Raw genomic sequence first — 12,573 nt, 5'->3', positions numbered from 1 at the left:
CTGACCCGGTCCGCGAATTGCTTACGCCGACTTCTCCCGGCGCTCGGCGCGCTGTGCCTTGCGCGGCACGATGGTCGGCAGCACATTGTCGTTGACGGTGTCGGCGTTCACGACCACCTTGGCGACGTCGTCGCGGCTGGGGATGTCGAACATCGCCAGCTGCAGGACCTCCTCCATGATGGCGCGCAGACCGCGGGCGCCGGTGCCGCGCAGGATCGCCTGATCGGCGATCGCCTCCAGCGCGTCATCGGTGAACTCCAGGTCAACGCCGTCCATCTCGAACAGCCGCACGTACTGCTTCACCAGTGCGTTCTTCGGCTCGGAGAGGATCTTGACCAACGATTCCTTGTCCAGGTTCGTCACCGAGGCGACGACCGGGAGGCGGCCGATGAATTCCGGGATCAGACCGAATTTGATCAGATCTTCCGGCATCACCTCGGCGAAGTGGTCATCGGTATCGATCTCGGCCTTGGACCGCACCTCGGCGCCGAAGCCGATGCCGCGGTGTCCGGTGCGATCGGAGATGATCTTCTCCAGCCCCGCGAACGCACCCGCAACGATGAAAAGCACGTTGGTGGTGTCGATCTGGATGAATTCCTGGTGCGGATGCTTACGCCCGCCCTGCGGCGGCACACTCGCCTGCGTACCCTCCAGGATCTTCAGCAGCGCCTGCTGCACACCCTCACCGGAGACATCGCGGGTGATCGACGGGTTCTCGCTCTTGCGGGCGATCTTGTCGACCTCATCGATGTAGATGATCCCGGTCTCGGCTCGCTTGACGTCGTAGTCCGCAGCCTGAATCAGCTTCAGCAGGATGTTCTCCACATCCTCACCGACGTATCCGGCCTCGGTCAGCGCCGTCGCGTCGGCGATGGCGAACGGCACGTTGAGCATCTTTGCCAGCGTCTGCGCCAGGTAGGTCTTACCGCAGCCGGTGGGACCGAGCATGAGGATATTGGACTTGGCCAGTTCGACGGTCTCGCCGCGGCTGTCGCGACCCTTATCGCCCGCCTGGATGCGCTTGTAGTGGTTGTAGACGGCCACCGCGAGGGTGCGCTTGGCGGTATCCTGCCCGATCACGTAGTTCTCCAGGAAGTCCCGGATCTCGGCGGGCTTGGGCAGCTCATCGAGTTTGACCTCGCTGGACTCGGCCAGCTCTTCCTCGATGATCTCGTTGCATAGATCGATGCACTCGTCGCAGATGTACACCCCTGGTCCCGCAATGAGCTTCTTGACCTGCTTCTGGCTCTTTCCGCAGAACGAGCACTTCAGCAGATCGCCGCCATCTCCGATGCGCGCCATCTCGTGGGTCCCTACTTCCTTGTCCGCGTGCAACCGTCTATCCAGGTTGCCAGCAATCCGCCACCCTCGGGTGTAATCACGAACACCTCGAGCGATTCCGACGGTTCGAGCACTGCCGTCAACCGGGAGCAAAGGTCCCTAGGTCGACCGTACCCGGTGTGCGCGACGGAGGTCGACAACTCGAGCATGTTTCTCACGGGGGTCGTCCGAGTTCTTACCACTATGGAACACGTTCACCCCGATCGACGGCCATCCGACACTCCTGGCCGCCCGCCTCGGAAACCCTTCCGCCCGACACCCTTCCGGCCGGTCGGCTTCCCTGAAGCAGTCCGGCCGGGGCACATGCCGAGCGGCATGTGGCCCGGCCGGAATTTCCTGACATAGAGCAACTTACGAGCGATCGGCGCGCCACGTCCGGCGCGTCCGCCCTACTTCTGGGCGCTGAGCTTGCGGTAATCGAAGACCGTGTCGATGATCCCGTATTCCTTGGCGGCCTCGGCCGTCAGGATCTTGTCGCGGTCGGTGTCCTTGCGGATGGTGTCCGCATCCTTACCGGTGTGGCGCGCCAGCGTGGTCTCCATCAGGCGACGCATGCGCTCGATCTCGGCGGCCTGGATCTCCAGGTCCGAAACCTGCCCCTGGATGCCACCCTCCAGCGACGGCTGGTGGATCAGCACGCGGGCGTTGGGCAGGCAGGCGCGCTTGCCGGGGGTACCGGCGGCGAGCAGCACGGCCGCGGCGGAAGCGGCCTGACCCAGGCAGACGGTGGCCACATCGGCACGCACGTACTGCATGGTGTCGTAGATCGCCATCAGCGAGGTGAACGAACCACCGGGCGAGTTGATGTACATGGTGATGTCACGATCGGGATCCAGCGACTCCAGCACCAGCAGCTGCGCCATGATGTCGTTGGCCGAGGCGTCGTCGACCTGCACGCCGAGGAAGATGATGCGCTCCTCGAACAGCTTGTTGTACGGGTTGGACTCCTTGACACCGAAGCTCGAGTGCTCGATGAACGAGGGCAGGATGTAGCGCGACTGCGGGCTAGCCGGGGCGGTTCCGCCGAGGCCGGCGCGCGGGTCGAACAGATTGGCCATCTTCGTCTCCAAAGTCGTTGAGGGGGAACGCGGGTCAGCGCCCGTAACTAATCGCCCGCGCCGTTCGCCTGCGCCGCGTGGGTGATCACACGGTCGATGAAGCCGTACTCGAGGGCCTGCGTCGCGGTGAACCAGCGGTCACGGTCGGCGTCGACGGTGACCTGCTCGATCGACTTGCCGGTGTGCAGCGCCTGCAGCTCGTTGAGCTCGCGCTTGGTGTGCGCGAACTGCTCGGCCATGATCGCGATATCGGCCGCGGAACCTCCGATGCCGGCCGAGGGCTGGTGCATCATGATCCGCGCGTGCGGCAGCGCGCTGCGCTTGCCCTTGGTGCCCGCGGTGAGCAGGAACTGGCCCATCGACGCGGCCAGACCCATCCCGAAGGTGGCGATATCGCACTCGGCGAACTGCATGGTGTCGTAGATGGCCATACCCGCGGTCACCGAACCACCGGGCGAGTTGATGTAGAGCGAGATGTCGCGGGTGGGGTCCTCCGCCGAGAGCAACAGGATCTGCGCGCACAGTTTGTTGGCGATGTCGTCGTCGACCTGAGTGCCGAGGAAGATGATGCGCTCACGCAGCAGGCGCTCGTACACCGAATCACTGAGGTTCAGACCAGCAGTCGCGGATGTCATGACGACCCCTGCCTTGTTCATTGTCACGGATACCTGCCTTCTCTTACCGGCTCGTTGCTGATACCGAACAGCCATCTCTGGTTCGCTTGTCACAAACATTAACGAAGCCGGGCGGCACCGAACTCCCGGTACCGCCCGTCTTCGCTCACAGCGCAATCTCGCTGACGCTCGATCGCACTGTGCGCGAGAGCGCACTGTGCTTTTGGTTCACTCGCTACGCTCGCTCACAGCGCAATCACCAAACCACATGTGTCCAGATCACGCTGCTCCTCCATGGAATTATTCGGCGCTCGCGGCGGCGGTCTCGTCGGTGCCGTCCGGCTCGGAACCCTCAGGGGCACCGAACATTTCGGCGGTGTCCACGCTGTTGCCGTCGGAGTCGGTGACCTTCACCTTGCCGACCACACCGGCCAGCGCCTTACCGCGACGCACGTCCGCGAAGACCGCGCCGAGCTGGCCCGCCTGCTGCACCTGCTGGATGAACTGCTCGGGCGAGAGGCCGTAGCGCTGCGCCTGGAACAGGATCCGCTCGGTGAGCTCCTCCTGGCCGACCTGGGTGTTGTCCGCCTCGGCGATGGCATCCAGCAGCAGCTGGGTCTTCACCGACTTCTCGGCGGACTCCTTGGTGTCCTTGTCGAATTCCTCGCGGCTGGAGCCCTGGGCCTCGAGCGCCTCGGCGAGCTTGGCCTCGTCGTGGTCGAAGCCGTGCACCGCATCGTGCACCACGGCGTCGATCTCGGCCTGCACGACCGCCTCCGGCAGCGGCACCTCGACCTGCTCGAGCAGGGTCTCGAGCACCTTGTCGCGGATCTGACCGGCCTGCTCGACCTTCTTGACGCGCTCGACCCGGTTGCGCAGGTCTTCCTTCAGCTCGTCGAGGGTGTCGAATTCGCTGGCCAGCTGGGCGAAGTCGTCATCGGCCTCGGGCAGCTCGCGCTCCTTGACCGAGCGCACGGTGGCGGTGATGACCGCTTCCTTGCCCGCGTGCTCACCGGCGACCAGGGTCGAGGTGAACTCCTTGGACTCGTCGACCGAAAGGCCGATGAGCGCCTCGTCCAGGCCCTCGATCAGCTGGCCGGAGCCGACCTCGTGGGACAGGCCGGTGGTGGCCGCCTCCGGCACGTCCTCGCCGTCGACGGTGGCCGAGAGATCGATGGAGACGAAGTCGCCGTCCTGGACCGGACGCTCGACACCGGTCAGGGTGCCGAAGCGCTGGCGCAGGGACTGCAGCTGCTCCTCGATGTCCTCGTCACCGATGCTGAACGAGTCGACGGTCACCTCGATGCCGTCGTAGGCGGGCAGGGCGATCTCCGGGCGCACGTCGACCTCGGCCGTGAACGCCAGCTCCTGGCCGTCCTCGATCTTGGTGATCTCGATCTCGGGCTGGCCGATGACCTTGACCTCGGAGGTGGTGACGGCCTCGCTGTAGCGGCCGGGCAGCACGTCGTTGACGACCTGCTCGAGGATCGCGCCGCGGCCCAGGCGGGCCTCGATCAGCTTGGCCGGGGCCTTGCCCGGACGGAAGCCGGGGATGCGGACCTGGTTGGCCAGCGCCTTGTAGGCCTTGTCGAAGTCCGGCTTCAGCTCCTCGAAAGGCACCTCGACGTTGATCCGGACCCGGGTCGGGCTCAGCTGCTCGACGGTGCTCTTCACGGACATGCTCCTTGTTCGTTGGTTCTGGTCGACTTGCTTGTGGCCGACTTGCTGGGGTAATCACGAGCGAAATCGCCGCACGGCTCAACGTGCGTATCTCGACCAGGTTAGTTGACCCGTCGCGGCGGGCTGCAGGCAGCACCACCGCCGCGGACTACGCGTTGCGATTACTTGCCGACGGCGACCGCGTCGGTGACGAAGACCAGCGTTTCGTTGGGCTTGATGCCGTTGCCACCCGCGCCGTACCCGAGGTTCGGCGGGATGATCAGCAGCCGCCGCGCACCCGCCTGCACGCCGACCAGACCCTGCTCCCAACCCGGAATGACCTGTCCGGCACCGAGCGTCAGCTGGAAGGGCTTGCCTCGGTCGAACGAGCTGTCCAGCTTCTTCTTATCCGACCAGGTGATCAGCGTGTAGTTCATGGTGAGCGGCTGACCGGCGACCGCACCGGGACCGCTGCCCGGAACGAGATCCTTGACGAGGAGCTGGGTCGGCGGGGTGCAGGTGTCCGGGATGGTGATCTTCGGCGTCGCGCCGAAGCCGCCGACCACCACGATGTCGTCGGCGGTGCATTCGGCGCCGGTGTTCTGCGCGGGCAGCTGACCGAAGGTGGGCTGCGCCGATGCCGCGGCGGCCGATGACGTGGTGGCGGACGTGGTGGCGGACGAGCCCTTGTCATCGTCCGAGCCACAGGCGGCCAGCGCGAATGTCGCGGCGGCGATGGTGCCGATACCGATGATCCTGCGCAGTGTTTGCATGCGGCGGACCGTAATACACCGCGCCGCGGTCGTCCCAGCCACCCTGCGGCTGGGCCCCGGAGACCGTCGTGCGGTCGAGCGAGGACCGATGACCTCAGCGCGGTGACATTCGGCACCAGACGGACCGACGGTGGCCGCGAGATCGTGAAGACCGATTTACCGGCGCGAGCGGTGGGTAGGCTGACGATGAATTCTCCAACCGGCGTTGTCGATTGCTATCGACAACCGTGCAGACCCGACAGCGGTCCCGCCAGGTGCCGCTTCCGATGCCCGAGTGTGAGGAGAGTCGGCGTATGACGCAGATGGCCAGTCTGGGTGGCGATACCTCGGCCGACAACGTCGAGAGCGGTGGCGGTGCGACCATCGCGCCGCGCGCGTATCGGCTCGCGGAGGCCCCCGGCCCGCTCGAGCGCGCGGAACTGGAAGCAATCGACGCGTGGTGGCGCGCCGCGAACTATCTCGCGGTCGGCCAGATCTATCTCATGAGCAATCCGCTGCTGCGTGAACCGCTGGAGCCCGAGCACATCAAACCGCGGCTGCTCGGACATTTCGGGACCGTACCCGGCCTGAATCTGGTATGGGCGCATGCCAATCGGGCGATCCGGCAGCGCGACTTGAATGCGGTCTTCGTCGCCGGACCCGGGCACGGCGGACCGGGCCCGAACGCCTGCGCCTGGCTCGAGGGCACGTATTCCGAGCTCTACAGCCATATTCCGCGGGACGCCGACGGGATGGGTGCGCTGTTCGCGCAATTCTCCTTTCCCGGTGGTGTGCCGAGTCATTGTGCGCCGGAGACGCCTGGTTCCTTCCATGAGGGCGGTGAGCTGGGCTATTCGCTGCTGCACGCGTTCGGGGCGGCGCTGGATAATCCGGATCTGACGGTGTTCTGCGTGGTCGGCGACGGTGAGGCGGAGACCGGGCCGCTGGCCACCAGCTGGCATGCCAATAAATTCCTCAGCCCGGTGCGCGACGGTGCGGTGCTGCCGATTCTCGCGTTGAATCAGTACAAGATCGCCAATCCGACCATCCTGGCGCGCATTCCGGAATCCGAATTGCTGACGCTGATGCGCGGATACGGCTATGAGCCGATCGTCGTCGCGGGCAGCGATCCCGCGAACGTGCACCAGGAAATGGCCATTGCGGTCGACACCGCCCTGGATCGCATCGCGGAGATTCAGTCGACCGCACGCGCGGGGACCGATGGGGTGCGCCCGAGTTGGCCGATGATCGTGCTGCGCACGCCGAAGGGATGGACCTGCCCGCCGGTAGTGGACGGTGATCCTGTTGAAGGCACCTTCCGAGCGCATCAGGTGCCATTGCCGGCCGCGCGTACCGACGGCGAGCATCGGGCGGTGCTCGAACAGTGGTTGCGGTCCTATCGGCCGGAGGAGCTCTTCGACGAGTCGGGCAGGCCGTCAGCGGCACTGCTCGACCTGGTGCCCGACGGCGATCGGCGGATGAGCGCGAATCCAATTGCCAACGGGGGCATGCTCGTTCGGGATCTGCGGCTGCCCGATTGGCGGTCCTACGGCGTCGAGGTGCGTGAGCCGGGCGCGACACAGCACGAGGCGACCCGGGTGCTCGGCGCTTGGCTGCGCGATGTCACCGCGCGCAATGCGGACAACTTCCTGACCTTCGCCCCCGACGAGTTGGCGAGCAATCGACTGCAGGACATTCTGCAGGTCACCGGTCGTGACTGGCAGGCCGAAATCGGCGAATTCGATGTGGATCTCGACCGCACCGGACGGGTGATCGAGGTGCTGTCCGAGCATATGTGCCAGGGGCTGCTCGAAGGTTATCTGCTGACCGGCAGGCACGGGGTGTTCACCTGCTACGAGGCATTCATCCACATCATCGACGCGATGTTCAATCAGCACGCCAAATGGCTGGATGCGAGCGCGGCGGTGCCGTGGCGGCGACCCATTGCGAGCCTGAATTATCTTCTGTCATCACATGTTTGGCGACAGGACCACAATGGCTTCACCCATCAGGATCCCGGATTCCTCGATGTGGTGCTGAACAAGAAGCCATCGATCGTGCGGGTGTATCTGCCACCGGACGCTAATACACTGCTGTCGACCTACGATCACTGTCTGCGTTCACGGCATTACGTCAATGTGGTGGTCGCCGGGAAACAGCCGCAGGCGGACTGGCTTTCGGTTTCCGATGCCGCGGTGCACTGCGCGCGCGGTGCCGGAATCTGGGGCTGGGCCGGGCAGAACGACGATCCGGGTACCGCGCCGGACGTTGTACTCGCGTGCGCAGGGGACGTACCGACGCTGGAAACGCTTGCGGCAGCGGCGATTCTGCGTGCGCGCCTGCCGGAACTGCGTCTGCGGGTGGTGAATGTGGTCGATCTGATGCGGCTGCAACCATCGGACGAACATCCACATGGCCTGTCCGATAGCGAGTTCGACACGCTGTTCACCCGGGACCGTCCGGTGATCTTCGCATTCCACGGGTACCCGTGGCTGATCCACCGACTCACCTACCAGCGCACCAACCACAGCGAGCTGCACGTGCGCGGATACAAGGAAAAGGGCACCACGACAACACCTTTCGATATGGTGATGCTCAACGATCTGGATCGATACCACCTGGTTATGGATGTGATCGACCGGGTTCCGACCTTGCGGGAGAAGGCGGCGGGACTGCGACAGGAGATGGTCGACGCCCGGTGGAACGCCCGCGCCTGGACTCGCGAACACGGCGAGGACCTTCCGGCGGTCGCCAACTGGACCTGGCCGAACCTCAGTCTCTGACAAGCCCCCACGAAACTTCCTTGCGTGCGGTGTGCGGCTCGGCGACGATCGCAAGATGCTGTTGACGATCACCTGCACACCGCCGGAGGGCGCGGCCTGGCCCGCGACCGATCTGGGCTTCTTGCTGCACAAGAACCCCGACCGGGTGCAGGCGTTCGAGCAGTCCTACGGCACCGCGCATGTGGTGTACCCGGAGGCGGCCGCGGCGCGGTGTACGGCGGCGCTGCTATTGGAGGTGGATCCGATCCGGTTGGTGCGCGGGCGATCGCGCAGCACACCGGATTTCAGTCTCGGGCAGTATGTCAACGATCGGCCGTATGCGGCGTCATCGCTGCTGTCGGTGGCACTCGGCGCGGTATTCCGCACGGCACTGCACGGACGCTGCGATCAGCGGCCCGAGTTGGCGCAGACGGCGCTGCCTTTGCGGATCGCGTTGCCTGCCGTGCCGTGCAAGGGCGGTCCGGAGGCGGCCGAGCGGGTCTTCGCGCCGCTGGGCTGGACCGTGATCGCCGAACCACTACCCCTCGATCCGGCCTTTCCGGAGTGGGGCGATTCGCATTATGTGCGACTGGAACTCGCCGGAACCATCCGCCTTGCCGACGCGCTCGCGCACCTGTACGTCCTGCTGCCGGTGCTCGACGGTGCCAAGCACTACTGGTTGGCCGCCGACGAGGTCGACAAGCTCATCCGCGCGGGGGCCGGGTGGCTGGCCGAGCATCCGGAACGAGGCTGGATCACGCGGCGATATCTCGCGCGACGTCAGTCGCTGGTGCGGACCGCGCTGGCCCGACTGGCCGAGGTGGACGATGTGGAGGCCGAGGAGCTCGATGCGGTCGAGGAAGGGGGCGACGAGGCGTTGGAAGCGGCTGGCGACGTGGCCTTGTCCGACCCTGCGAACAATGACGCCGCCTCGCCCGAACAGCCCGGCGAATATGCTGAAACCGATACCGCGCCTGGAGTTTTCGCGGTAGCGGCCGATCAGTCGAGCAGCGGACCCGAGGTCGTGATCGATAATGCCGGGCCCGGGGTACCGGCCGCGGCCGCGTCGACCGAGGTCCCGGTTGCACAGGCCGCGACCGCAGAGGCCACAGCTGCGCAGGCAGCGGAGGTGGAGGTAACGGCGACCGACGGTGATGAGCGCGCGCCGTCGTTGGCGGTTATGCGACGGGCTGCGGTCTTGGCCGCGCTGCGGGGGGGTCGGGGCACATCGGGTGCTCGACCTCGGCTGCGGGGAGGGGGCGTTGTTGCGGGAATTGCTGGCGGACAAGGTTTTTACCGAGGTAGTCGGTATCGACGTATCGATGCGAGCGTTGAACATCACCAAGCGGCGGTTGCGACTCGATCGGATGCCGGAACGGGTGGCGCGGCGATTGACGTTGCTGCAGGGAGCCTTGACGTACACCGATGCACGGTTGCGCGGATACGACGCCGCCGTGCTGATGGAGGTCGTCGAACATATCGACGAGCCGCGGTTGGGAGCGCTCGAATATTCCGTATTCGGCTCGGCCGCACCGGATTCCGTGGTAGTGACGACGCCGAACGCCGAGCACAACGTGGTGTACGAGACACTTCCGGCGGGCAAGTTCCGGCATTCCGATCACCGCTTCGAATGGACCCGCGCGGAATTCGCGGATTGGGCCTCTCGCGTAGCCGAACAGTATGGCTACGCGGTGCGCTTCGTGCCCGTCGGTGTCGAACATCCCGAATTCGGCCCACCAACGCAACTAGCCATGTTCACCAAGGCCACAACCGACAGCAGTACGAGAGGAGCGTCGTGATGACCGAGCTATCCGTCCCGGAGCTCTCCCTCGTCGTGCTGATCGGCAGTACCGGTTCCGGCAAATCGACGTTCGCGCGCAAGCACTTTCCGCAGACCGCGATCGTTTCCTCGGATGCCTGTCGCGGCATTGTCAGCGATGACGAGAACGATCAGTCGTCGACGCCGGACGCTTTCGCACTGCTGCACCACATCGCCGGTATCCGGCTGCGGCGCGGCCTGCGCACCATCATCGACGCCACCAATGTGCAGCCCAAGGCGCGTCAGGAGCTGATCGCGGTGGCGCGGGCACACGACGTGCTGCCGGTGGCAATCGTGCTCGACGTGTCCGATGACGTGTGCTTCGAACGCAATAAGCAACGCCCCGACCGGGCGCACCTGGCCAGGCACGTGGTGTCCCGGCAGCAGCGTGAACTGCGCCGGGGCCTGCGCGGTCTGGAACGCGAGGGCTTCCGGAAGGTGTACATCCTGCGCGGTGTCGAGGAGATCGAGTCGGCGACCATTGTCGACGAAAGGGCCTGGAACGATAAGCGTGAACTCACCGGACCTTTCGATGTGATCGGCGATGTGCACGGCTGCCGCACCGAATTGGAGACGCTGCTCGGCGAACTCGGCTACGACCTCGCCCGTGACGATGCGGGCCGGGCTGTCGGCGCGAGTCACCCCGCCGGGCGCACCGCGGTATTCGTCGGCGATCTGGTCGATCGCGGACCGGATACCCCGGGTGTGCTCCGACTCGTCATGGGGATGACGCGCGCGGGAACGGCATTGTGCGTCACCGGAAATCACGAGAACAAGCTGGTGCGCGCACTCGACGGCCAGAAGGTGCGTATCGCGCACGGCCTTGCGGAATCGCTGGCCCAGTTGGAGACCGAGGACGAGGATTTCCGCAAGTCGGCGCTGGACTTCTGCCGCGGCCTGATCAGCCACTACTTGCTCGACGGCGGCCGTCTCGTAGTCGCGCACGCCGGGCTCAAGGAGGAGTACCACGGGCGTGCGTCGGGCCGGGTGCGCGCATTCGCGATGTACGGCGAATCGACCGGGGAGACAGACGAATACGGTCTGCCGGTGCGTTATCCGTGGGCCGAGGATTACCGCGGGCGCGCCACCGTACTGTACGGCCACACGCCGGTGACCGATCTGCGCTGGGTGAACAACACACTCTGCCTGGACACCGGCGTCGTCTTCGGCGGCAAGCTCTCAGCCCTGCGCTATCCGGAGCGCGTACCGCTTTCAGTTCCGGCCGAACGGGTTTGGTACGAGCCGGTGCGTCCGCTGCAGGCCACCACCATGGCGACGCCCAGCGGTGTAACGCACCGCGATCCCGGTGTGCTCGATCTGGACGATGTGATGGGCCGCCGTGTAGTGGAGACCCGTCAGCACGGCCGCGTCGGCGTGCAGGAGGAAAACGCCGGGGCCGCATTGGAAGTGATGAGCCGCTTCGCCATCGATCCGCGCTGGCTGGTGTACCTGCCGCCGACCATGGCGCCGTGTGCGACCACCCATCTGGACGGCTACCTCGAACATCCCGCCGAGGCCTTCGACTACTACCGGTCCGAGGGTGTGCGACGCGTGGTGTGCGAGGAGAAGCACATGGGGTCGCGCGCAATCGTGCTCGTGACGCGATCGGCGCAGGTCGCGGCCGATCGGTTCGGCGCCGACGACGGCAGTACCGGTGCGCTCTACACCCGCACCGGGCGTCCGTTCTTCGACGACACCGCGCAGACCGAGGAGATACTCGCCCGGGTGCGTACCGCTGCCGAAACAGCGGGCCTGTTCGAGGAATTGAACACCGAATGGCTGCTGCTCGATGCCGAGCTGATGCCGTGGTCGGCCAAAGCCGTTGGCCTGCTGCGCAATCAGTATGCCGCCGTCGGTGCGGCCGCCCGTGCCGCACTCGGCATCGCGACCGATCTGCTTGCCGAGGTCGCGGCCCGCGGCTTGGATGTAGCCGATCTCGCGAACCGCACCGCCGCGCGCAAGACCGACGCGGCAGCCTTCACCACCGCCTACGGCCGTTACTGCTGGCCGGTCGACGGCTTGGCTGGTCTGCGCATCGCACCGTTCCAGATCCTGGCCGGTGCGGGCATCAATTACGCAGTGCGCGACCATGATTGGCATCTGTCGACGGTCGACCGGCTGGTCGCCGCCGATGCCGACCTGTTCACCCCGACCGGCCGAACAATCGTCGATTTGACCGATCCGGACAGCGAAGCCGCCGCCACCAGCTGGTGGACCGAGCTGACCACGGCGGGCGGCGAGGGCATGGTGGTGAAGCCGTACTACGCGATGGTCCGCAACGAAGGCGACCATCTGGTACAGCCGGGCGTGAAATGCCGCGGCCCCGAATACCTCCGGATCATTTATGGCCCGGAGTACCTGCGCGACAACAACCTACACAGGTTGCGCACGCGCGGTCTGGGCCGCAAGCGCTCGATGGCGCTGCGCGAGTACGCACTGGGCCTGGAAGCGCTGGACCGTTTCGTCGCAGGCGAACCGCTGTGGCGCGTGCACGAAGCGGTGTTCGCGGTCCTCGCCCTCGAATCGGAGCCGGTCGACCCACGCCTGTGAAGGATCACCCCCGCGGCC

At 65.8% G+C, this 12,573-nt stretch carries 8 protein-coding genes and 1 pseudogene; 4 read left to right on the top strand and 5 right to left on the bottom strand.

All coding sequences use genetic code 11. From position 1 onward, the window contains the following. Positions 1–21 precede the first annotated feature (21 nt). From clpX to OIE68_RS40785, 5 genes are all read right to left on the bottom strand, one after another. Positions 22–1,302, bottom strand: coding sequence for an ATP-dependent Clp protease ATP-binding subunit ClpX (clpX, locus tag OIE68_RS40805; RefSeq protein ID WP_040687684.1), 1,281 nt, complete (start codon positions 1,300–1,302; stop codon positions 22–24). 428 nt (positions 1,303–1,730) lie between these two features. After that, the gene (locus OIE68_RS40800; protein ID WP_327096218.1) at positions 1,731–2,399 is read right to left on the bottom strand and encodes an ATP-dependent Clp protease proteolytic subunit; all 669 of its coding nucleotides are present in this window, start codon (positions 2,397–2,399) and stop codon (positions 1,731–1,733) included. A 47-nt stretch (positions 2,400–2,446) separates the two neighbouring features. Beyond that, a complete protein-coding gene (locus tag OIE68_RS40795; protein ID WP_327101997.1) occupies positions 2,447–3,055 on the bottom strand; it encodes an ATP-dependent Clp protease proteolytic subunit in 609 nt (202 codons plus the stop codon). A gap of 258 nt (positions 3,056–3,313) precedes the next feature. After that, on the bottom strand, positions 3,314–4,687 hold the full coding sequence (gene tig, locus OIE68_RS40790) for a trigger factor (RefSeq protein WP_419150637.1): 1,374 nt from the start codon (positions 4,685–4,687) through the stop codon (positions 3,314–3,316). Positions 4,688–4,854: 167 nt separating this feature from the next. Continuing rightward, entirely contained in the window at positions 4,855–5,445 is a 591-nt protein-coding gene (locus OIE68_RS40785; protein WP_327096216.1) for an FKBP-type peptidyl-prolyl cis-trans isomerase, read from the bottom strand. 293 nt (positions 5,446–5,738) lie between these two features. Here OIE68_RS40785 and OIE68_RS40780 point away from each other — a divergent pair, with 293 nt between their 5' ends. The 4 genes and pseudogenes from OIE68_RS40780 to OIE68_RS40765 all read left to right on the top strand — a co-directional run bounded on the left by OIE68_RS40780 (position 5,739) and on the right by OIE68_RS40765 (position 12,555). Next, positions 5,739–8,207, top strand: coding sequence for a phosphoketolase family protein (locus tag OIE68_RS40780; protein WP_327096215.1), 2,469 nt, complete (start codon positions 5,739–5,741; stop codon positions 8,205–8,207). Between the two features lie 55 nt (positions 8,208–8,262). Continuing rightward, a pseudogene (locus tag OIE68_RS40775) lies at positions 8,263–8,988 on the top strand (3' terminal RNA ribose 2'-O-methyltransferase Hen1); the annotation flags it as partial. 352 nt (positions 8,989–9,340) lie between these two features. Then, positions 9,341–9,985, top strand: a complete 645-nt coding sequence (locus tag OIE68_RS40770; protein ID WP_327101996.1) for a methyltransferase — start codon at positions 9,341–9,343, stop codon at positions 9,983–9,985. Then, positions 9,985–12,555, top strand: coding sequence for a polynucleotide kinase-phosphatase (locus tag OIE68_RS40765; protein WP_327101995.1), 2,571 nt, complete (start codon positions 9,985–9,987; stop codon positions 12,553–12,555). Before OIE68_RS40770 ends, OIE68_RS40765 begins: the two co-directional genes overlap by 1 nt. Positions 12,556–12,573: the final 18 nt, after the last annotated feature.

It is taken from the genome of Nocardia vinacea, from assembly GCF_035920345.1.
Lineage (GTDB): Bacteria > Actinomycetota > Actinomycetes > Mycobacteriales > Mycobacteriaceae > Nocardia > Nocardia vinacea_A.
The sequence above is the reverse complement of the archived record's forward strand: the minus strand, read 5'-3'. Positions and strand labels throughout refer to the sequence as shown.